At 71.8% G+C, this 21,257-nt stretch carries 15 protein-coding genes; 9 read left to right on the forward strand and 6 right to left on the reverse strand.

Annotation, left to right across the window (positions count from 1 at the left end; all coding sequences use genetic code 11):
* Positions 1 to 43: 43 nt before the first annotated feature.
* The gene (locus ACZ5U5_RS11530) at positions 44 to 235 is read right to left on the reverse strand and encodes a hypothetical protein (RefSeq protein WP_469019552.1); all 192 of its coding nucleotides are present in this window, start codon (positions 233 to 235) and stop codon (positions 44 to 46) included.
* 355 nt (positions 236 to 590) lie between these two features.
* Here ACZ5U5_RS11530 and ACZ5U5_RS11535 point away from each other — a divergent pair, with 355 nt between their 5' ends.
* The 6 genes from ACZ5U5_RS11535 to ACZ5U5_RS11560 all read left to right on the forward strand — a co-directional run bounded on the left by ACZ5U5_RS11535 (position 591) and on the right by ACZ5U5_RS11560 (position 8,065).
* A complete protein-coding gene (locus ACZ5U5_RS11535; RefSeq protein WP_469019553.1) occupies positions 591 to 1,715 on the forward strand; it encodes a LacI family DNA-binding transcriptional regulator in 1,125 nt (374 codons plus the stop codon).
* A gap of 128 nt (positions 1,716 to 1,843) precedes the next feature.
* Positions 1,844 to 3,142: an extracellular solute-binding protein gene (locus ACZ5U5_RS11540; RefSeq protein WP_469019554.1), complete on the forward strand. Its 1,299-nt coding sequence runs from the start codon at positions 1,844 to 1,846 to the stop codon at positions 3,140 to 3,142.
* Between the two features lie 6 nt (positions 3,143 to 3,148).
* Positions 3,149 to 4,138: a carbohydrate ABC transporter permease gene (locus tag ACZ5U5_RS11545; RefSeq protein ID WP_469019556.1), complete on the forward strand. Its 990-nt coding sequence runs from the start codon at positions 3,149 to 3,151 to the stop codon at positions 4,136 to 4,138.
* Between the two features lie 95 nt (positions 4,139 to 4,233).
* Positions 4,234 to 4,998 (forward strand): carbohydrate ABC transporter permease, encoded by a 765-nt coding sequence (locus tag ACZ5U5_RS11550; protein WP_469020805.1) that lies wholly within the window; start codon positions 4,234 to 4,236, stop codon positions 4,996 to 4,998.
* A gap of 66 nt (positions 4,999 to 5,064) precedes the next feature.
* Positions 5,065 to 7,332, forward strand: a complete 2,268-nt coding sequence (locus ACZ5U5_RS11555) for a glycoside hydrolase family 3 N-terminal domain-containing protein (RefSeq protein WP_469019557.1) — start codon at positions 5,065 to 5,067, stop codon at positions 7,330 to 7,332.
* A 313-nt stretch (positions 7,333 to 7,645) separates the two neighbouring features.
* Entirely contained in the window at positions 7,646 to 8,065 is a 420-nt protein-coding gene (locus ACZ5U5_RS11560) for an FKBP-type peptidyl-prolyl cis-trans isomerase (protein ID WP_469019559.1), read from the forward strand.
* A 51-nt stretch (positions 8,066 to 8,116) separates the two neighbouring features.
* Here ACZ5U5_RS11560 and ACZ5U5_RS11565 read toward each other — a convergent pair whose 3' ends face one another.
* The 5 genes from ACZ5U5_RS11565 to ACZ5U5_RS11585 form a co-directional block, all read right to left on the reverse strand.
* Positions 8,117 to 9,397 carry a YeeE/YedE family protein gene (locus ACZ5U5_RS11565; protein ID WP_469019560.1) on the reverse strand — a complete coding sequence of 427 codons (1,281 nt, stop codon included), beginning with the start codon at positions 9,395 to 9,397 and terminating at the stop codon, positions 8,117 to 8,119.
* A 270-nt stretch (positions 9,398 to 9,667) separates the two neighbouring features.
* Positions 9,668 to 10,417, reverse strand: a complete 750-nt coding sequence (locus tag ACZ5U5_RS11570; protein WP_469019561.1) for an ANTAR domain-containing protein — start codon at positions 10,415 to 10,417, stop codon at positions 9,668 to 9,670.
* 259 nt (positions 10,418 to 10,676) lie between these two features.
* Entirely contained in the window at positions 10,677 to 11,393 is a 717-nt protein-coding gene (locus ACZ5U5_RS11575; RefSeq protein WP_469019563.1) for an alpha/beta hydrolase, read from the reverse strand.
* Between the two features lie 40 nt (positions 11,394 to 11,433).
* The gene (locus tag ACZ5U5_RS11580; protein WP_469019564.1) at positions 11,434 to 13,407 is read right to left on the reverse strand and encodes a hypothetical protein; all 1,974 of its coding nucleotides are present in this window, start codon (positions 13,405 to 13,407) and stop codon (positions 11,434 to 11,436) included.
* Positions 13,408 to 13,528: 121 nt separating this feature from the next.
* Positions 13,529 to 15,205: a sulfite oxidase gene (locus ACZ5U5_RS11585; protein ID WP_469019566.1), complete on the reverse strand. Its 1,677-nt coding sequence runs from the start codon at positions 15,203 to 15,205 to the stop codon at positions 13,529 to 13,531.
* A gap of 627 nt (positions 15,206 to 15,832) precedes the next feature.
* Between ACZ5U5_RS11585 and ACZ5U5_RS11590 the strand changes: the two genes are divergently transcribed.
* The 3 genes from ACZ5U5_RS11590 (at position 15,833) to ACZ5U5_RS11600 (ending at position 21,193) form a co-directional block, all read left to right on the forward strand.
* Entirely contained in the window at positions 15,833 to 17,989 is a 2,157-nt protein-coding gene (locus tag ACZ5U5_RS11590) for a hypothetical protein (protein WP_469019568.1), read from the forward strand.
* A 223-nt stretch (positions 17,990 to 18,212) separates the two neighbouring features.
* Entirely contained in the window at positions 18,213 to 19,757 is a 1,545-nt protein-coding gene (gene pelF / locus ACZ5U5_RS11595) for a GT4 family glycosyltransferase PelF (RefSeq protein WP_469019570.1), read from the forward strand.
* Complete coding sequence (locus ACZ5U5_RS11600; RefSeq protein WP_469019572.1) at positions 19,754 to 21,193, forward strand: hypothetical protein; 1,440 nt, start codon at positions 19,754 to 19,756, stop codon at positions 21,191 to 21,193. Before pelF ends, ACZ5U5_RS11600 begins: the two co-directional genes overlap by 4 nt.
* Positions 21,194 to 21,257 lie beyond the last annotated feature (64 nt).

The following is a 21,257-nucleotide window of genomic DNA, read 5'->3' on the forward strand; positions in this document are numbered from 1 at the left end:
GTTTGGCCGTGCTGACGGGCGCCAGTACGGCCAATGCCCTCGATCAGCGCTGGCTGGGCACGAGGTCAGACGGTGTCAGTTGCCGGTCCGGGGCCTCGTAGTGGTCGGCGGGGCGGTAAGCGCGCTCCTGCGAGCGGTCGGGGAAGCGGGCGCAGGGACTGCGGCCAAGGCCGGTGACCTTCGGCCCTGGGCCCTTGGGCAGCCATACCTGGGCGGTCAGGGCGAGGCAGGCCACCAGTCATCGTGTGAGAGCTGATTCCTCTGAGGTCCGTCCCGCCTCGACGGGCGTCGAGGCGAGTGGCTTCTGCTCCGTCTCCTCGTTGGCATCCACCTCATTGGGTGGCGTCGTACGGCCGTCAAGGGAGCTCCAGAACTCCGAACCAGAATCGTGCACTTGACTGGGGGTCAAGGGGTCGCAGGTTCAAATCCTGTCGTCCCGACGGAAACGTCGCAGGTAGGGGCCATCTTCGGATGGCCCCTATTTCGTGTTTGAGGGCGATTCTGTACGGGGGCCGTCGCCTTCCTTGCGGTGGAGGAGCGGGCGGGGCGGTCGTACGGACCGAGGGCTTGACCGGTGCAGGGGCGACAGCATGTCCTACGGTTTCCGAAAGGCGTTCGGAAATCTTCCGGACGGCGAGTCGACGGAGGTGAGGGACGTGGCCGGGGAAGGCGCTCAGCGCAAGGCGACCACGCGGAGCCCGGACGGGCCGGCCAAGGTGACGATCACCGAGATCGCGAGGGAGGCCGGGGTCTCGGTCCCGACCGTCTCGCGCGTGGTGAACGGACGCTCCGACGTGTCACCGGCCACCCGCGCCCGGGTGGAGGACCTGCTGCACCGGCACGGCTACCAGCGCCGACCGCCCGCGCCCGGCGACCGTGCGGCCCTGCTCGATCTGGTCTTCAACGACCTGGACAGCCCCTGGGCCGTGGAGATCATCCGCGGTGTCGAGGAGGTCGCGCACGAGGCCGAGGTGGGCACGGTGGTCTCCGCGATCCACGACCGGGCGGGCGCCGCGCGGCAGTGGATGACCAATCTGCGGGCCCGCGCATCCGACGGCGTGATCCTGGTGACGTCCGTCCTGGAACCCGGGTTGCACGACGAACTGCAGCGCCTGGGCGTGCCGTTGGTGGTGATCGACCCGGCAGGATCGCCCGCGACCGAGGCGCCGACCGTCGGCGCCACCAACTGGGCGGGCGGGATGGCGGCGACCGAGCACCTGCTCGGGCTCGGGCACCGGCGGATCGGGTTCATAGAAGGCCCGCCCCGGCTGCTGTGCTCGCGGGCCAGGCTGGACGGATACCGGGCCGCGCTCGACGTGGCGGGTGTGCCGGTCGACGACGAGCTGATCGTGCCCGGCGACTTCTACCACGAGTCCGGATTCACCGGCTGCAACCGGCTGTTGGACCTCGCCGAGCCGCCCACCGCCGTCTTCGCCTCCAGCGACCAGATGGCCCTCGGCGCGATCGAGGCGCTGCGCCGACGCGCCCTGCGGGTGCCCGAGGACATGAGCGTCGTCGGCTTCGACGATCTGCCGGAGGTGCGCTGGAGCGCTCCGCCGCTCACCACCGTGCGCCAACCCTTGTCCGACATGGGCAAGTTGGCAGCCCGCGCCGTTCTCGATCTCGCGCGCTCCGTCGCACCCGCATCGCAGCGCATCGAGCTGGCGACGGAACTGGTGGTCAGGGCCAGTACAGCGGCCCCACGCGAGGTGTAGCGGGGCAGGCGCCCGGCCGGGGGTGTCAACGGGCCTTTTTGTTAAGGCCGTTGACACCCCCGCTTTGTGTCCGTAACTTCCGTGGCCATCTACCGATAGTTTTCGGATCACTTCCGGAAGGTGCGCCCATGCCAGCCTCCGATCTCTCCCGCCGACGCTTCCTCGGCGCCGCCTCCGCCGCCGGTCTCGGGGCGGCCGCGCTCACCGCGTGCGGCGGCTCCGACTCCGGTAGTGGGAAGGACAGTTCGGGCCGGACCGTTCTCGAATGGTGGAACATCCAGACCACCGAACCGTCGAAGACCGTCTGGCCCGAGCGGGCGAAGGCGTTCGAGGCCAAGAACCCCGACGTGCGCATCAAGCTCGTCACGCTGGAGAACGACGCCTACAAGTCGAAGATGACGGCGCTGACCAGCTCCGGAAAACTTCCGGACATCTACCACACCTGGGGCGGCGGCGTTCTGCGGCAGCAGGTCGACGCGGGCCTCGTCGAGGACCTCACCGCGTCGATCGAGCCGTGGGCCGACACGCTCGTGCCCGCGTCGGTCAAGGCGTACCAGTTCGAGAGCAAGACGTACGCGGTGCCCTTCGACATCGGTGCCGTGGGTTTCTGGTACAACAAGGCCCTCTTCGAGAAGGCCGGGATCAGCGACCCGCCCACCACCTGGGACGACTACCTGGACACGGTCAGGAAGCTGAAGGCCGCCGGGATCACTCCGATCGCCCTCGCGGGCAAGGAGAAGTGGCCCGGCATGTACTTCTGGGCGTATCTGTCGATGAGGATCGCCGGGGTCGACGGCATGCAGAAGGCCGCCGACGCCAAGGACTTCACCGGCGACGACTTCGTCAAGGCGGGCGAGCACCTCAAGGACCTGGTGGCGCTGAAACCGTTCCAGAAGGGTTTCCTCGGCGATGCCTACTCCACCCCCACCGGAGAGGCCGCCACCATGGGCAACGGCAAGGCGGGCATGGAGCTGATGGGCCAGTGGGCGCCCACCGTGCAGGCCGACGCGGGCAAGGGCATCGGCAAGGACCTCGGCTTCTTCGGCTTCCCCTCGGTGGCCGGCGGCAAGGGCGAACTCACCGACGTGTTCGGCGGAGGCGGCGGCTACGCGGTCCGCAAGGGCGCGCCGAAGGCCGCCATGGACTTCCTGCAGTTCTTCATGACCGTCGAGTCCGACCGCATCCTCGTCTCCAAGGCCGACACGATCCCTGTCGTCAAGGACGCCACCAGTGCCCTGACCGACCCCAACCTCACGGCGGTGTCCGACATGCTCGGCATGTCCACCGGCTTCCAGCTCTACCTCGACCAGGCCTACCCGCCGGCCGTCGGCCAGGAGGTCAACGACTCCGTCGCCGCGCTCATCGCCGGTTCCAAGTCCCCCGAGCAGGTGACCCGTTCCATCACCCAGGTCGCCAAGAGCCAGTAAGAGACGATGACTTCGACCTACGTAAAGGACGCGGCCGAAGCCGTCGCCGAGGAGACGAAGGCCGGCCCCGGCAACCGGCGTCCGCTCGCCCGGCGCGTCACCGACTGGCTGACGGCCGTCTCCTTCACCCTGCCCGCCCTCATCCTGTTCGGCGCGCTCGTGCTCGCCCCGATCCTGTACGCGCTCTACGTCAGCCTCTTCAACTGGGGCGGATTCGGGTCCCCTTCGGACTACACGGGGTTCGACAACTACAGTCGCCTCGCCAAGGACCCGGTCTTCCTCGGCGACCTGTGGCGCGGCCTGCTCCTCGTCGGCTTCTCGGTGCTCGTCCAACTGCCGTTCGCGCTCGCCATGGCGGTCCTGCTCAACCAGAAGCTGCGCGGCCGGGCCGTCTACCGGATGCTGTTCTTCGCCCCGTACGTCCTGTCCGAGGTGATCACCGGTGTCCTGTTCTCCATGATCTTCGCCCCGGACGCCGGGCTCGCCGACAAGGTGCTCGGCACGGTCGGCCTCGACGGGCTCGGCGGGCTGTGGTTCGCCGACCAGTCGACGGTCATGCCGACCCTGTTCCTCGTGATGACGTGGAAGTACTTCGGCTTCCACATGATGCTCTACCTGGCAGGCCTGCAGGGCATCCCGGCCGAACTGCACGAGGCCGCCCGCATCGACGGGGCCGGTGCCTGGCAGCGTTTCCGCCACATCACCCTGCCCCTGCTCGGGCCGACCGTCCGCATCAGCGTGTTCCTGTCGGTCATCGGCGCCATCCAGCTGTTCGACCTGGTGTGGGTGATCTCGCAGGGCGGCCCCGACCACGCCTCCGAGACGATGGCCATCAGCCTGTTCCAGTTCGGGTTCAAGCGCTACGAGATCGGCTACGCCAGCGCCATCAGCATCGCGCTGTTCCTCATCAGCCTCGTCTTCGCCCTCGCCTACCAGCGCTTCGTGCTGCGTCGGGACACCGAAGGAGCCCTCACGAACATGCGAGCCACCCGATGACCGCGCCCGACGCGCCCGATGCGCCCGACGCGCTTGGGCGTCGACGCTTCGGCAAGGCGCCCCTGTACGTGATCGTGTGGCTGGTCGGCATCGGCATGGTGACACCGCTGCTCTACGCCCTCATGTCCGGCTTCAAGTCCACGGACCAGCTGTCGAGCAACCCGTTCGGCCTGCCGTCGCCCTGGGTGACCTCCAACTACACGGACATCCTCGCCTCGGGCCCCTTCTGGCGGATGCTCGGCGCGTCCACCCTGGTCGCCGTCGGGACGACCCTGTTGACGGTGGGGGCGGCGGCCCTCGCCGCGTTCTCCTTGGCCCGATTCGCCTACCGGGGACGGGAGTTGCTTTTCACGCTCTTCACGATGGGGCTCATGTTCCCGTTCGCGGTGGCGATCCTGCCGCTGTTCATCCTGCTGCGCACCTTCGGGCTCCTCGACAACCCATGGGGCGTGATCCTGCCGCAGGCCGCGTTCGGGCTGCCCATCACCATCGTCATCCTGCGCGGCTTCTTCCGGCAGATCCCCGGGGAACTGGAGGAGGCGGCCACCCTCGACGGCTGCTCGCCGTTCGGCTTCTTCTGGCGGATCCTGCTGCCGATGGCCCGCCCGGCGCTCGGCACCGTCTCCGTCCTCGCCGTGGTGAGCAGCTGGAACAACTTCCTGCTGCCGCTCCTGGTGTTCAGCAACGAGACCTGGTGGACCATCCCCGTCGGCGTCCAGCAGTTCCAGGGACAGTACGCCGCCGAAATCGCCCGCGTCTTCGCCTACCTGGTCCTCGCGATGGTTCCCGCGCTCGCCTTCTACGCCGTCGCCGAACGGCAGCTCGTCGGCGGCATCACCGTGGGCGCGACCAAGGGCTGACACGGCGCCGCCGCACCGATCGAGGTCCGTCAATAGCACCTGCACGCACCGCACTTGAGGAGTTCCATGGTCAAGCCCTGGCAGGACGCCACCCTGCCCGCCAAGGTCCGGGCGGCGGACCTGCTCGCCCGGATGACCGCCGAGGAGAAGACGGCCCAGTTGTCCAGCGTGTGGCTCGGAGCCGACATCGACACCGACACCGCCGCCGTCGCACCGGGGCAGCACGCGTACGTCGCCGAGAGCGCGGTCCTCGACACCCTGCTGCCGCACGGCCTCGGCCATCTGACCCGGCCCTTCGGCACCGTCCCGGTCGAGCCCGCCGCGGGCGCGGCACGCCTCGCGGACCTGCAGCGCCGGATCCGTTCCGCGAACCGCTTCGGGCTGCCCGCGCTCGCCCACGAGGAGTGCCTGACCGGGTTCGCCGCCTGGCGGGCCACGATCTTCCCGACACCGCTCGCCTGGGGCGCCACCTTCGACCCGGCCCTGATCACGGAGATGGCCGAGTCCATCGGTACGTCGATGCGCACGGTCGGCATCCACCAGGGCCTCGCCCCGGTCCTCGACGTCGTCCGAGATCCCCGCTGGGGCCGCACCGAGGAGTCCATCGGCGAGGACCCGTACCTGGTCGGCACCATCGGCACCGCGTACGTGCGCGGCCTGGAGGCCGCGGGGATCGTCGCCACTCTCAAGCACTTCGCCGGGTACGCGGCCTCGCGCGCCGCCCGAAACCACGCGCCCGTCTCCATCGGACCGCGGGAACTCGCCGACGTCGTCCTGCCCCCGTTCGAGATGGCGCTGCGCGAGGGTGGCGCCCGATCCGTGATGGCCTCCTACAACGACATCGACGGGCTGCCCGGACACGCACACACCGGCCTCCTCACCCAACTCCTGCGTGATACATGGCAGTTCGGCGGCACAGTCGTCGCCGACTACTTCGGCATCGCATTCCTGGAGTCCGCGCACAAGGTGGCCGCGACGGAGGGGGACGCCGCGCGGCTCGCCCTCGCCGCCGGCGTCGACGTCGAACTTCCCGCCGCACGCTGCCTGCCCGCGGCCGAGCACCTCCCCGAGCACCTACTCGACCGCGCCGCGTTGCGCGTCCTCACGCAGAAGTGCGAGCTGGGCCTTCTCGACCGGGACTGGGAGCCGGGTACGGGGTCCACGGGGTCCGCGGGAGACGCGGAAGATGCGGAAGATGTACTCATCGACCTGAATCCCCCTCAGATGCGCGACCTGGCACGCTCGGTGGCGCAGGAGTCGGTCGTCCTGCTCGCCAACGACGCGGGGCTGCTGCCGCTGGCCGCCGACGGGTTGCGCATCGCGCTGGTCGGCCCCCTCGCCCACGAACAGGCCGCCATGCTCGGCTGCTACACGTTCCCGCGGCACGTCGGCGTCAACCACCCGGAACTCCCCGCGGGTGTCGACATCCCGACGCTCGCCCAGGCGCTTCGCGCCGAACTGCCCGGAGCCGTGTTCGGCGACGACCCGGCGCAGGCCGACATCTGCCTCGCCGTGGTCGGCGACCGCTCGGGCCTCTTCGGGCGCGGCTCGTCCGGCGAGGGCTGCGACGCCGAGGACCTCGAACTCCCGTACCGGCAAGGCGCTTTGCTGGATGAGGTGTTCGCCACCGGGACGCCGACCGTCGTCGTCATACTCAGCGGGCGGCCCTATGCGCTCGGTCGCTGGGCCGACCGGGCCGCCGCCGTCGTCCAGGCCTTCTTCCCGGGGCAGGAGGGCGGTGCCGCCGTCGCCGGAGTCCTGGCGGGGCGCGTCGAGCCGTCGGGTCGCCTTCCCGTCGGCGTGCCGCGCGGCCCCGGCGGCCAGCCCGCCCCCTATCTCGCCCCGCCGCTCGGCCGCCGAGGCGACGCCAGCAACGTGGACCCCACCGCCCTCTACCCGTTCGGGCACGGCCTCTCCTACACCACGTTCACCTGGGACGCCCCGCAGTGCGACGCCCCCGAACTGTCCACCGACGGCGAGACCACCCTGCGTCTCATCGTCCGCAACACCGGCGAGCGGCCCGGCACCGAGGTCGTCCAGCTCTACCTCCACGACCCGGTCGGCACCGTCGCCCGCCCCGAGGTCCGGCTCGTCGGCTACGCCCGCGTCCCGCTCGAGGCCGGGGCGTCGGCCGAGGTCCACGCCTCGTTCCCGGCGGACCTCGCCGCGTACACCGGAGCCGACGGCCGCCGCGTCGTCGAACCCGGCGCCCTCGAACTGCGTGTCTGTGCGTCCAGCGAAAACGTCCACCACACCGTGCCGCTCACCCTGACGGGCGCGGAGCGGGAGGTCGGGCACGAGCGGCGGATGCGGTGCGAGATGCGCGTCAAGTGACGAGTGAAACTGTCATGGTCAACCAGTCACCCCCGCCTATGAGTTGAGAAGCCCTACCCGTCGCCGGGCACCCAAGGGCCCCGGAAGCGCTTGGGGCCCGGATTGGGAGCGCTCTTATGATTCTCCGGATCCGACGGTTCGCGTCCTCAGGGTGTGCGGTGTGTCGTGTCCCCCCGTCCTGACCGGCGTCTCCGGTTGCGTCCCGGACGGGCCCGAGAAGGGGATTGCCGGTAGCGTGACCGTCTGCCGCGTGGAAGGTCCGTGTGTCCGGCCGGTCCGCGTGGGGATTCCGGTGGTGAGTGAGGGGACCGTGATGAGCGAACTGGTGAAGCCCGGAATCGAGGTACCGGAGGGTGACCCGCCCACCGAGTTGACCATCCGGGACCTCGTGCTCGGGGACGGCCCCGAGGCGTTGCCGGGTCGGGTCGTCCAAGTTCACTACGTAGGGGTCACGTTCGCGTCCGGGAAGGAGTTCGACTCCTCCTGGGAGCGGGACCAGCCGTTCAAGCTCGCCGTGGGCGGTGGCAAGGCCATCAAGGGCCTGGACAGGGGAGTGCGGGGAATGAAGGTCGGCGGTCGGCGCGAGATCATCGTTCCCCCGCGTCTTGGTTACGGCAAGCAGGCACCCTCTGCGTTGATCCCGGCGGGCTCGACGCTGATCTTCGTGGTGGACCTGCTCACGGTCGTGGGCGGGCCCGCCGGAGCGAGGCCCGGCCCGGCCAAGTCGGCCTGAACCTGGGGGCAGTTGCCCACCGGCGGCCACCCGCGCCGAAAGGTCAGCAGATCAGCAGACGCTGTCCGTCGGCTTCGGGTTGCCCAGGCCGAACAGGGGGCGCAGGCGCAGGCCGGCCCACGTGCCGAGGATGGCCACGGCTGCCCAGATCCAGCCGTGGAGGGAACCCGAGGCGATGCCGGCCAGGTAGGCGCCGATGTTGCAGCCGCCGGCGAGGCGGGCGCCGACGCCCATCAGGATGCCCCCGATGACGGCGGCGAGTGCCGTGCGGGCAGGGATGTTGCGGTGCAGCTGCCACACGCCTCCGGCCGCCGCTGCGACGGCCGCGCCGATCATGATGCCGATGTCGGTGAGGCTGGTCTTGTCGGCAAGCACCGGCCCGGACAGCTGGGCCGCGCTCCCCGGCTGCTGCCAGAATGCCCAGGTCTCCGGCATGCCGCCGAGTGCGCCCACGACCTTGGAGCCCCACAGGGCGAACGCGCTGGTGACGCCCCAGGCGCCACCCGAGACGAGCAGAACGCCGGCGCCGAGCACCGCCAGCGCGATCGCTCCCGCGGCCAGCGGCCAGGAGCCCCTGACCGTACGGCGGAGGGCGCCGCGTGCCGATGGCGGGGTGCCGACCGGCGGGGGATTGCGGCGGGCCTGTACGGCGCGGGCGACGAACCAGATCGCGGCGAGCGCCGCGATCGTCACCGCCCACGAGCCGAACCAGCCGACGTGGTCGGACAGCACGTACGGGTCGAGCGCCGGCAGATCGTTCCAGAGGCCGAACTGCCAGGCGGCGAGGGTGGAGCCGGTGATGAACCCGAGAAGGGTGAGCACGATGGTGCCCTGGCCGGAACCGACGGCGAAGAGGGTCCCTGAGGCGCAGGCGCCGCCGAGCTGCATGCCGATGGCGAAGAGGAAGGCGCCGATGAGCAGCGCCGCCCCGATCGGCCCGGCGCTGGGTGCGGGCACGGAACCGAACAGGCCGCTGCCCGTGCCGATGATCAGGGCGAAGAGCGTGGCGGTGGTGCCGAGCAGCAGGGTGTGCGCACGCAGCCCGGTGCCGTTTCCGACGGCCACCAGTTGCCGCCAGGCGGAGGTGAAGCCGAACCGGGAGTGGAACAGGGCGACCCCGAGTCCGATGCCGAGCAGCAGCAGGGTGCCCGGCTTGGCCCCGTGCTCCGCGAAGACGTAGCCCGCGAGCGCGACGCCGATGGCACCTGCGACCGCCAGCGGCACCCGCCGGACCGGCGGCAAGGCCTCGGCCCGCGGGGCGGGGGCGGAGGTGGGGGAAGGGGGGAGCACGGCGATCCGGGGCGGCGCCCCGGCATCGGGAGCGGTGGTCAAGGGGGTCTCCGGGAGCGGGAGGGGAGTGGTCGGACAGGCGGTGATCGCGTGAGCGCACAGCGCACAGCGCACTTTGCTCAGCGAGGCGTCAGCGGCGACAGAGCGCGTCGTCGACGCTCCACGGCGTGGCCGCGAAGAGCGCGAGAGCGAGCTGACGAGCGGGTCCGAACATGCGCACCACCATAGGCATCCCGCGGAGATGTCGAAACGCCGTCTCACATAGAGAGCACAGGAGTGAGACGGCGGGGTGTGCGGGAGAGGTCGCCGGGTTCAGCGTTCGGGACGGAGCAGGGTGTCCCCGACGCCGCCGTTCAGAACCTGGCGGGCCACGTCGGAGAGCTTGAGCCGGCGATTGCGGGCGTACGTCCGCATGCGGATGAAGGCCTGGTCCGCGCTGCAGCCGCGGGAGCTGGCGAGGAATCCCTTGGCCTGCTCGATGAGGATGCGGGACTCCAGGGCGTCCTGGAGCTGTGCGATCTGCGTCCGCTGCTCGTGCAGCACCTGCTGGCGCATGACGCAGGCGGTGGCGGTGTCCGCGAGGGCCTGGGCCAGGCGCAGCCGGGTGTCGTCCAGGGGCGTCGGCCGGTCGTGGAGGAGGCTCAGGGCGCCCACCACCGTGTCCTGGCAGCGCAGCGGGACCGTCGCGGCCGAGGTGAAGCCGAGCAGCAGGGCGCGCGGCGTGAACCGGGGCCACCGCGTGCAGGCGGGCTCGGTGTCCAGCCGGAACTCGCGGACCTGTGTCCGGGCGCGACGGCAGTCCATGAGCGGGCCCTCGTCCCATTCGAGGCCGAACAGTTCCAGTGAGCGGGTGTACTCGTCGGAGGCCACCACCTCCACGACCTGGCCGCGCGGGACGTCCAGCATCACCCCGGCCGCCGACACCTCCAGCAGATCCACACAGTGTGCGGTCAGTGCGCGCAGGACATCGGGCACGCTCACCTCGCGCACCAAGGGGGCAGCGAGATCCACGAACGCGGACGCCAGCCGTACCTCGCGCTGCCTCTCGGACATGGCGGTCATGCCGCCGCTCCCTTCCGTGGACACACCGCCGGGGCCCCCGGCGGTCGTACGCCGGCGGTTCGCTGCCCGCGGGGACGGTGTGCGCAGATTTCTGCCACGCTACCGCCAAGGTCGCCCCCATGGCAGACGCGCGCTCATCGTCTCCGCACGCCAACTTACGGCGCCTCAGGCGGCCTTGGAAAGAATCCGAGGTGCGCCTCTTGCAGAAGACAGCAGGCGGCAGCCATCGGATTCAGGACCGTCACGAGCGGCGAGCTCTTCAGGGCATGTCGTACGACGACCCGTCCAGCCCCGCGCCGGGCGTGCTGTGAAACTGGCCGGCGATCGCGGCGGGCAGCTCGGCGAGGCCCAGGAACCCGGCCACGATGCTCGCGGTCAGGGCGTGCCAGGCGCGTGCGCGTCTGAGCATGGCGTGGTCACTGCCGCGCATCAGCACGGCGGCCGCCTCGGCGCCCGCGGCACCGGCGCGCGACGCGAAGTCCAGGGAGGACGCGGGATCGGTCGTACGGTCCTGGTCGCCGTGCAGCAGCGCCACACGCCGGTCACGCAGATGCGCGACCGGCTCCCCGGCGGGGCACCAGGGCGCCAGGCCGACCACCCCTCGGACCAGCGGGTCTCCCGCGGCGCGCAGTGCGGCGCGGGCCCCCATCGAATGCCCCACCAGGACGGTGGGCACGTCACCGGTGAGCTGCTCCAGCTCACGCAGGGCTTGGCGGGCGTCTCGTGCGGGGTCCTCGCGCTCTCCGTTCCAGCCCCGGACGCGATAGCGCACCCGCCCCATCAGCACCGCGCCCCCCGATGTGGACCGACGTATCGGGCCCTCGAAAAGGCGCAGCCGTGCGCCCGGGAGATTCCACGGCGGGGGCACGTCGGTCCCGTGTTCCCGGCCGCCGTGCAGCAGAAGCACGGCGGCACGTGGCTTCTCGACCGGGCGGCTCAACACCAGTGCTGGGCGCCCGCTGTCGTTGAAGGACACAGGTACTGGACTCCTCGACTTGACTGGGCTCGGCTGTCGGCTAGCGCACGCGCCGCTCGCCGACCTCCTCCAGCCTCTCACCGTCCGTCAGGCGCGCCCGCACTGTCGCGTCGGGGTTCTTGGGAGCCTTGACGGCCAGGGTGCGCCCTCGCTCGGTCGCTTTCACGTCACCGGTCACGTTGATCTCTTCGACCTCACGGCTGCCCGCGGCGAGGAGGTAGTGACGCCCGGAGGGCGCCGTCCAGGGGGCGCCGGCCACGATGTGCTGGCCGAACCGGCTGCAGGCCGCTGTCGACCGTGCCTGCCCGACGACCTTCGCCGGCGCGGTGGGGGACGCCGTCGACGCGCGGAACTGCACGAGGACGTCGCCGGGGCCGCGCCAGGTGGAGGCACGCGTGCAGGACCACACGGCCCTGCCACCCCGCTCGGGCAGGTCCTGTTCGGCGAACTCCCATTGATTGACGGCCCGTACGCCGCTCTCCCGCAGCCCGGGAAGTTGACAGGCGGTGTGAGCCCAGCTCCGCAGCGCCGTGCTGCCGGTCGCCTCGCGGGGCTGCCGGGGCGGGGCCCCGGCGCCGGGCAGCGGGGTGTAGCTGAGATGCACGGGGGTGAGGCCGCCGAGGTCGGCCACGAGGAAGGCGTGCTTCTCCACGATCCGGCTGGAGGAGCGCAGTTGCAGCACCGGCAGGCTGTCGCACGCACCCTGGCCCGGTGGCTCGGGGACGGCGTCGGTGAGGCCCTCGTCCGACACGTCGAGCGGGCGTCCGGGGGACTCGGGGGCCAGCAGGTCGCGCGTCCGCGCCTCGGCGATCCACGGAGCGGTCAGATAGCGGACCTTGCCCGCCTCACGGCCGACGACGAGCGCGGCGGCCGTGGTCACGTCGGCCTCGTCGGAACGGGAGATGTCCAGGGTCGTGTCGCCCGGCGAGGCGAGCGGTTCGCCGTAGCGGACCACGCGTCGGCCGTCGTGGAACAGTACGACCGCCTCCCGGCCGACGACATCCGCGTACAGCAACTGGGTTCCCCTGGGCGGGGGTTCGGAACTGGTGGCCTTCGCGACGACGACCCGGGTGCCGGACGGCGGATCGGTCCAGGCGCCGAGCGCGCGCCTGATCAGTGCGTCGTCGTCGGTGCGCGCGCCGCGGGCCGGCCACGCGGTGAAGTCCACCCGTGAGGTGTCGGCCCAGTCGTCGCCGGAGGTACGGAGCAACTCGTCGGGGCCGAAGGCGAGCGGCACATCGGCGGCTCGGGAAGGCGTTCCCGAGGGTGTGCCGCCTACGGTCGCCAGCAGCACCACACCACACAGGGCGATGATTCCCGCGGTGAACAGGGTCAGTTGGTACCGGCGCCTGCGGCGCAGCAGATCGGTCGGGCGGGTCTGCACGGAACAGGCGTCGAACTCCCGTGACCGCAGCAGCGCTTCCGCCGCCGGGCCCGCGGACGCCGCCACGTCACAGGCGGCGTGCACCGCCTCTTGGGGCTGGGGCACCTGGGCGGCGATGAGCAACTCGGCGACCTCGGAGCGGGGCAGCCCGTCCAACTGCAGCAGCACGAACGCCGCGCGGGCGGCCGCGGGGACCTCGGCGAGCGCCTGCCCCAGCGCGACTTCCTCGGTGCCGCCCGCGCGCGGGAACAGCCGCAGCCCCCAGACCACCGGGAGCATGGGGCGCAGCGCGCGGGGCGGCGGCAGGAAACCGGGCCAGCCGCGCGGACGGCGGTCGTGCGCCAGCGCCGATCGCAGGACGCGCGCCCGCATGCTCGCCACCACGGGGTCGGGTGTGACCCTTCGCTGCTCGGGCACGCGGTGCGTGACCCGGCCGACGCGGAATCCGGGCAGCGCGCGCTGTACCAGAGCGTGGGCGGCGAGGACCCGCCGGTGCCTGCCCAGCGAGTGGGGGAGGGTGAGATAGGCGAGGCGTACGAGCCGGGTGTACTGGTCGACGATGACGGCCTCGGCCTGGTCAAGGGCCACCCGCCCGGACCCTCTCGACGAGGGCCGTTGCGATGTGCTCATTGATCAAAAGCCTTCCAAAGGCTGACGACGTTGCGTCCTGACCACGTTCAAACGAGTGAATCGTGGGATGGTCACAGTCGTCGCGTCGCCCGTGCGTCGCCGTTGCGTCGGCCGTTCGTCGTCAGTCGACGTTGACCACCACCGAGTGCCGGCCGCTGGCCCCGTCGGGAATCGTGCGGGTGCGCTTCTCGGTCTGGACCTCGCCCGTGCGGTCGGTGGCCCGCACCGTGAGGGTGTGGCCCCCTGCGGTCGCCCTCCAGGGGAAGGACCACTGCCGCCAGGTGTCCCTGGTGTCCTCGGCGGCCAACTCGGCCTGCTGCCACGGGCCGTCGTCCACCCGCACCTCGACCTGGTCGATGCCTCGGTGCTGGGCCCAGGCGACCCCCGCGACCATCACCGTGCCCGCCTTCGGCCGGGCGAATGGTTTGGGGGTGTCGATCCGGGACTGTGTCTTGATCGGCGCCTCGCGGGCCCAGTCCCGCTTCACCCAGTAGGGGTCGTAGTCGTCGAACCTGGTCAGCTCGATGTCCTTGATCCACTTACAGGCCGACACATAACCGAAGAGGCCGGGGACCAGCATGCGTACGGGGAAACCGTGCACGAACGGCAGCGGCTCGCCGTTCATGCCGAGGGCGAGCATCGCGTCGCGGCCGTCCATCACGTCGTCGACGGGGGTGCCGATGGTCATGCCGTCCACGGACCGGGCGACCAGCTGGTCCGCGGGGCCACCCTTCGCAGGGGGTTCGACGCCGCACTCCGCCAACAGGTCGGCCAGGCGCACGCCGATCCAGCGGGCGTTGCCCACGTACGGGCCGCCGACCTCGTTCGACACACAGGTCAGGGTGATGTCGCGTTCGATCAGATCCCGCCGCAGCAGGTCGTCGAAGGTGAGGGTCGTCGGCCGGTCGACGCCCTTGCCGTGGATGCGCAGGCGCCAGGTGTCGGCGTTCACCTTGGGGATCACGAGAGCGGTGTCCACCCGGTAGAAGTCCCTGTTGGGCGTCACGAACGGACTGATGCCGGGCACCCGGAGCCGCGCGCCCTTGGGTACCGGCTGCGCGGCCGACGCCGGGGCGGGCAACTTGATCTGGTTCCGCGAGGCGACGGCGTCCTGGCCGCCCGCGCCGTTCAGGGATCGTCCGAGTACGCCGGCTCCGGCCGACGCGGCGGCAGCGACGCCGGCCGCGACGATGAACCCTCGACGGTCCCAGTCCGGCCGGTCGACGCCGGCCGGCACGGAGGTCGGCGTATCCCGCCCTGAAGTCGGCTCATCCGGCACGGACGGCTGCTCATCCGGCACCGGCGTCCGCTCGGAGGCCGTGCCCACGGGGCGAAGGGCGAGGCGGCCCGCGAGCCAGTACAGCAGCGCGGCACCGACGACGGACCCCGCCAGCGAGGGCAGCGCGTCGGTGAAGCCGGTGGAGTCGGGGCGGCCGGTGGCCGCCGTCGCACCGATCACCCCGAAGAGCAGCACTCCCGCCGCGCCGACAAGGCGGTGGCGCAGGGCGAGGAGCCCCAGCACGAGCGCCAGCAGGGCGAGCACCGCGAGGATGCCTGCTTGCAGGACGAGTTTGTCGTTCGTGCCGAACTGCTGGATGGCCCAGTCCTTGACGGGCGCGGGGGTGCGGTCGATCGCCGCGCCCCCGACCGCCACCACCGGGCCGGCCTCGGGCCGCACCGCCGCGGACACCAGCTCCGCGACCGCGAGCGCGGCGAACCCGGCAAGCAGGCCGCTCAAGGCGCCTGCCGGGACGCGCCACCGGTCGACCGGACGTCGCAAGACTTCTCGCTCTGTCATCACATGAGGTATCCGGCACCGAAGGCCTCATGGATTGCTCGACTCCCTCATCGGTGGGGGGAGAAGGGCCCGCTTGGCCCAACGCGCCGCGGTGGGCTCCGCGTCACCCCCGGGGCCTCGGAATGCAAGAGCGCCCCCTCGCGCGCCCCCGATCACGCCCTGAAACGCGCCCCCAGATGTTCATGGAACGCGCTTGCCGCGCAGGTCAGAACGCGCTTTCCGGGGAAGGCGTTGCGACGCGGGCCCGGATCGCTTGGCTGAATCGGTTCGGTTCGGAGCTCATTCGATTCCGGTGTTCGCCGGGCGGGCCGAGATCCGGTGCGTGTGCTCAGCATCTATCTGGCGCTCGGGGATCTACGACCCCTCTGAGCGGCCACGACGTCCCGGAGCGCGCTGCTCCGGTGTGTCATCTTCCGTCCCGTGACGCTCATTTCGTACCGCCAAGGGTTCGCCATCTTTTTTCCGCCAGGTTTCACAGAATCCGCACAGACCCCACAGGTGGGACGCACTATGTGACGCGTCAGAGCGACGCGGACACACACTGCGATGTGTGAGTGCGTCGTTGGGGGGCGGGCCGTGGGGTGGAGACACCCCCTCGGCCCGACCGTGGAGGGGACCACGCACCGCATGAATCACACCGCACGAGCGGCGGCCCTCGGCGCCGCCGCTCTGCTTCTCGCGCTCTCACTGCCAGGCAACCCGGCATCGGCGGCCGAGCTGCCTCGCATCGACCTACGCATCCTCGTGGTGACCGACGGAGGCCCCGCCACCGCCGCGATCACCGCCGAACTCGACGGCCAGGGCACGCCGTACACGACCGTCGACCTGCGGCAGAGCGGACGGCCGGTGATCGATGCCGCGTTCCTGGCGGACACCGTCGACGGCAGGGCGCGCGCCAAGTTCCAGGCGGTCGTGCTGCCCAACGACAACCCGTTCGCTGCCGGTTCGGCCGAGATGGCCGCCCTCGCCTCCTACGAGCAGACCTACGCCATCCCGCAGGTCGACGCCTACACGTACGCCAGGCCCGAAGCAGGCCTGCAGACACCCGAGTTCAGCGGCCCGCTCGACGGGGTGCGGGCCCAGGTGACCGCGCCGGGCAAGAGCGGCCCCTTCGGCTACCTCACCGGGCAGGTGCCCTTCGAGGACAACGCCCCTGACACGAACGAGAGTTACAGCTTCCTGTCCGAGCCCGCACCGGGCGCCGACTTCACGAGTTACGTGGACGCGCCGATCCCCGGCACCTCGGACCGCGGCTCACTCGTCGGTGAGTACCGCCACGACGGGCGGCGCGAGCTGGTGGTGACATTCGTCTACAACCAGCACCAGCAGCAGTTCCGGCTCCTCGCCCGCGGCATCGTCGACTGGATGACCCAGGGCGTCCAGCTCGGCTCGTCCCGCAACTACTTCGCCGTGCACGTCGACGACGTCTTCGGGGCCGACGACCGCTGGGACAGCGAGCTCAACTGCACCCCCGGCGACGTGGACTGCCCGCCGGGCCAGGGCACGCCCGACCCGATCCGGATGACCGCCGACGACGCGGCCTACGCGGCCCAGTGGTCCAAGGGGCGCAAGTTCCCGCTCGACATGGCCTTCAACGGCGGCGGCAGCGAGCTCTTCCGCGAGGAGAACGGCGGCTCCGACCCCCTGGCGGACCGGCTCATCGCCGACCGGGGCGAGCACCGCTGGATCAACCACACCTACAACCACCCCTTCCTCGGCTGCGTCCAGGACGTCAGCGTCGTGCCGTGGGTGTGCGCGAAGAACGCGGACGGCGGCACACGCTACGTCTCGCGTTCGGAGATCTCCCAGCAGGTCTCCGACAACCGCAACTGGGGGCAGCGCGCCGGACTCCCTCTCGACAACGACGAGTTGGTGACCGGCGAGCACTCGGGCCTCAAGGTCCTTCCGCAGCAGCCCGACGACAACCCGAACCTGAGCCCGGCCCTGCGGGACAACGGCGTTACCTGGCTCGGCTCGGACAACTCCCGGGACCGGGGACAGCGCCCGGTGGGCTCGGCCCTGACCGTGCCGCGCTACCCGATGAACGTCTTCTACAACGCGGGCCGCGCGAGCGAGCAGGTCGACGAGTACAACTGGATCTACACCCGCAAGGCGGACGGCGGCAGCGGCGTCTGTGAGAACTCCTCCGTCGCCACCTGCCTGGAGGCCCCCCTCGACCCCGCCACCGGCTACGAGGACCACATCGTGCCGGTGGAGTCGACGATCGCGATGGGGCATGTCCTGGCGAACGACCCCAGGCCGCACTTCATCCACCAGTCGAACCTCGCCGAGGACCGCATCGCGTACCCCGTGCTCGGCTCCGTCCTCGACGCGTACGGCGCGCTGTTCGCGGACAACGCCCCCGTGGTCAACCTGCGGATGGCCGACATCGGCGGCGAGCTGCGCTCCCGCGCGGCCTGGGACACGGCCGTCAAGGCGGGCCGTGTCACCGCCTACCGGATCGGCGCCAAGGTGACCGTCCAGGCCCCGTCCGGCGTGGCGGTCCGAGCCACCATGCCCACCGGCACCGTACGGCAACTCCTGCTCGGAACCGACAAGTTCGGGACCGCATACGCGGGCAGAACCTCCGGCTGGGTGTCCCCGGCGCTCCTCCAGAGCCGCGTCACGCTCAACCTTCCGTCCGCACCGGCCTCGGCCAAGGCGGCCGGAGAGCCCGACATCGCCAAGGCGGCCAGGAAACTGCCCGTGCCGCCCGGCGCCGCCACGTACGTGAAGCCCGGCACCGACGGCCACACGCCACGCGCGCTGCCGCCCCGGCGCTGACCCGACGGTCGCACCCGGTGGCAGGCCGGCCCCTCCCGGCCGGCCACCGGATCCGAGAAGTCACCCACACCGCCCCGCCGATCAGGGGCCGGACCGCACCACCATCCCCCCGCGCCCGTACGACCCGCATGCCGCCGTTCACGGAACGCGCCCACCCCGGTCCACCGGGGCGGGCGCCGCCGCCGGCTCCCTCGCGTTCGTATCTCACCCGCGGAGCCCCACCATGTCCGACTCGCCCTCGCCCGTGCCGATACCGGCCCCCTTCCCCGCTCCGTCGCGCCGGCCCGCGCGGACCCGCGTCACCCTGCTGACCGAAGGCACCTACCCGCACAGCCACGGTGGCGTCAGCGTCTGGTGCGACCAACTCGTGCGTGGCATGCCCGACATCGACTTCGGTGTGCTCGCCGTCACCGGTACCGGCCGCGAGAGCCTCGCCTGGGAGCTGCCGCCGCACGTCGACGAACCCGTGTGTCTGCCCATGTGGGGCCCGACCCCCACCGGACACGCCCCGCGCGGCCGACGCCGACGCCAACTCCTCGGCTCCTACGAGCAGTTCCTCACCGCCCTGCTCGACCCGGCCGCCGAGGACGGCTTCGCCCCCGCGCTGCACGACCTCGCCCGGCACGCCCGCGACGGCGCCCTGGCGCCCGCCCTGCGCACCGACCGTGCGGTGCACGTCCTGACCTCCGTGTGGAACGTCCCCGGGCGCGCGACCGCCGAGGCACGGCCGACGCTGCACGACGCGGTCACCGCCACCAGCCTGCTCGAACACGCGCTCCGCCCGCTCGCCGCCCGCCCTCCGGAGAGCGGCGTCGCACACGCGGTGAGCGGCGGCATAGCGGCCATGCCCGGCCTGGTGGGACGCCAACTCCACGGCGTGCCCCTGCTGTTGACCGAGCACGGCGTGTACCTGCGCGAGCGCTACCTCGGCTATCGCACGGGACCGTACAGCTGGCCCGTCAAGGCGCTGCTGCTCGGGTTCTTCCGGCTGCTTGCCGAGGAAACGTACCGCCAGGCCTCCCTGATCACCCCGGGCAACCGCTACAACCGCCTCTGGGAGGAGCGCGGCGGCGCGGAGCCCGCCCTCATCCGCACCGTCTACAACGGCGTGGACCCCGAAGCTTTCCCGCCCGCGGGCCCCGAACCGCTGAACCCCACCCTGAGCTGGGCGGGCCGGGTCGACCCCATCAAGGACCTGGAGACCCTGATCCGCAGCTTCGCGCTGGTCAGGCAGGAGATCCCGGACGCCAGACTGCGCCTGTTCGGCGGCACCCCGCGCGGCGGCGAGGCCTACCGCGAGCGCTGTGAAGCCTTGGCCGCCGAGCTCGGCCACGGTGACGCGGTGGTCTTCGAGGGCCGAGTCGAGCACATCAAGGACGCCTACTCGGCGGGCAGCGTGGTGATGCTGTCCAGCATCAGCGAAGGCTTCCCCTTCACCCTGATCGAGGCCATGTCCTGCGGGCGGGCCACGGTCTCCACGGATGTCGGCGGGGTGCGCGAGGCCGTGGGCCCCACCGGACTCGTGGTGCCGCCGCGCGCACCGGAGGCCATGGCCCGCGCCGTCGTCGAACTGCTCCGCGACCCCGCGCGCCGCGCCGCGATGGGCGAGGCGGCCCGGCTGCGCGTGATCGAGCAGTTCACGCTGCGCCAGACGGTCGACGCGTTCCGTTCGATCTACGAGGAGCTGGCCACGCCAGGCCAACAGGGCTTGTATCAGCCCGAGTTCGCGAGCCATCGCGCTCCGGTCTCCGGCGAGGTGGCGGGATGAGCGGCCCCCTCCCTCTCAGGCCGCGTGGCACACACGCCCGCGGCGCGGAGTACGGCGAGGCCTACGGCGCCGACGACACCCTCGCCCTGCGCCTGGCGCGCCCGCCCCGCACCGGCCCCCACGACCACCGGCACCGCACACGGCCCGGCGTCGCGCTGCGTCCCGCAAGGGCCGACGACCCCGTGGACCACCTCGCCGCCGAACTCGCCGACGAGGCGGGCGCGGCCGTGCACGCCTACGAAGTCGCCGCGCTCCTGGAGTCGCAGGGCCTGACCGGCGCCAGGATCCAGGAGACCTATGGGCACCCCGATCTGTTCTCGCTGGCCGACGCCGTCTTCCGGCGGGTGCCGCGCAGCCATCCGAAGCCGCCTGTGCCGCCCGACCCCTGGCGCCCCGACCACCTGCGGTGCGCCTTGCGCGGGCTGCTCTTCGCGCTCCCCGGCACGGCATACGTACTGGCGCAGGGCGCTTGGGGGGCGGCCTCCGGGCTGTACGGGCTGATCGCCGCCGCCCTGGTGTCCTGGGCGTGGTCCCAGGCGCTGAGCCACCGCGCGTACAGCAGGCTCGCGACCGGGCGGCACGAGGCGGGGCGCACCCTGCTGGCCGGCGCGCCGCTCGGCATCGTGGCCGCGTCGCTCACCGGCCTGCTGGTCGCGGGTCCGGGAGCCGCCGCGCTTTTCGCCGTCGGGCAGTCCTGCTACCTCGCCGCGGCCGGGCTGCTCCTGGTGCTCGGCCACGAGAAGATCCTCGCGGCGGCGCTCCTGCCGGTCGTGGTGGGCGCGGCGGCCCTGCCGTGGTGGCAGCCGCCGGAACTCCTCCGCATCGGGCTGCCGTTGCTCACCGTCCTGCTCGCGACGGCCGCCGCGGGGCACGCCCTGCGCTCGGCACTGCGGGCGGCACCCATGCCGGGCCCCGCGCCACGCCTGGCGCAGTCGCTTCCGTACGGCCTGTTCGGGCTCGCCGCCGGTGCGCTGACCGCGGTGGCGGGACAACAGGAGCCGTACGCCGTCATCGTGCTGACGCTCAGCATGGGCCTCGCCGAATGGCTCCTCTACCGCTACCGGGGGCTCGCCGTGGCCGCCCTGCACGCCTCGACCACGCCCAGGGGCTTCAGGCTGCGCTCCGCGCGAGCGCTCGCCGTGTGCGCCGCCGCCTATCTCGTGCCGCTCGCCCTGGGTGCCGTACTCGTCGGCGCGAGCGCGACCCGGCTCCTCCTGCTCGGGGCCGTGCTGTGGACCGCCCTGCTCCTCCAGGCGTTCGGCGCGGCCTGGCCGTCAGCCGCGCCCTGCATCGCCGCCGCGGCCCTCGTGACGGCACTGCCGCTCACCGGCACCGTCTCGACGCCCACCGCCCAACTCATCGGCTGCGGCGCCGCCGCGGCGGCGCTCCTCGCTGTCGCCGTCCACCACCTGGGCAGGCCCACGGCGCACGCCTGAGCCTGCCCGCGCCGTCCGGCGCCGCATCCACCGGGCCCTGCCGCCGCCCGCCGCACACCTCCGT

It is taken from the genome of Streptomyces sp. NPDC033177, assembly GCF_055577715.1.

Coding starts and splice junctions, on each gene's coding strand:
- ACZ5U5_RS11570 (WP_469019561.1), bottom strand. CDS start 10,417: ATGACCGCCATGTCCGAGAGGCAGCGCGAGGTACGGCTGGCGTCCGCG.
- ACZ5U5_RS11540 (WP_469019554.1), top strand. CDS start 1,844: ATGCCAGCCTCCGATCTCTCCCGCCGACGCTTCCTCGGCGCCGCCTCC.
- ACZ5U5_RS11585 (WP_469019566.1), bottom strand. CDS start 15,205: ATGACAGAGCGAGAAGTCTTGCGACGTCCGGTCGACCGGTGGCGCGTC.
- ACZ5U5_RS11580 (WP_469019564.1), bottom strand. CDS start 13,407: ATGAGCACATCGCAACGGCCCTCGTCGAGAGGGTCCGGGCGGGTGGCC.
- pelF (WP_469019570.1), top strand. CDS start 18,213: ATGTCCGACTCGCCCTCGCCCGTGCCGATACCGGCCCCCTTCCCCGCT.
- ACZ5U5_RS11545 (WP_469019556.1), top strand. CDS start 3,149: ATGACTTCGACCTACGTAAAGGACGCGGCCGAAGCCGTCGCCGAGGAG.
- ACZ5U5_RS11555 (WP_469019557.1), top strand. CDS start 5,065: ATGGTCAAGCCCTGGCAGGACGCCACCCTGCCCGCCAAGGTCCGGGCG.
- ACZ5U5_RS11535 (WP_469019553.1), top strand. CDS start 591: ATGTCCTACGGTTTCCGAAAGGCGTTCGGAAATCTTCCGGACGGCGAG.
- ACZ5U5_RS11590 (WP_469019568.1), top strand. CDS start 15,833: ATGAATCACACCGCACGAGCGGCGGCCCTCGGCGCCGCCGCTCTGCTT.
- ACZ5U5_RS11600 (WP_469019572.1), top strand. CDS start 19,754: ATGAGCGGCCCCCTCCCTCTCAGGCCGCGTGGCACACACGCCCGCGGC.
- ACZ5U5_RS11560 (WP_469019559.1), top strand. CDS start 7,646: ATGAGCGAACTGGTGAAGCCCGGAATCGAGGTACCGGAGGGTGACCCG.
- ACZ5U5_RS11550 (WP_469020805.1), top strand. CDS start 4,234: ATGGTGACACCGCTGCTCTACGCCCTCATGTCCGGCTTCAAGTCCACG.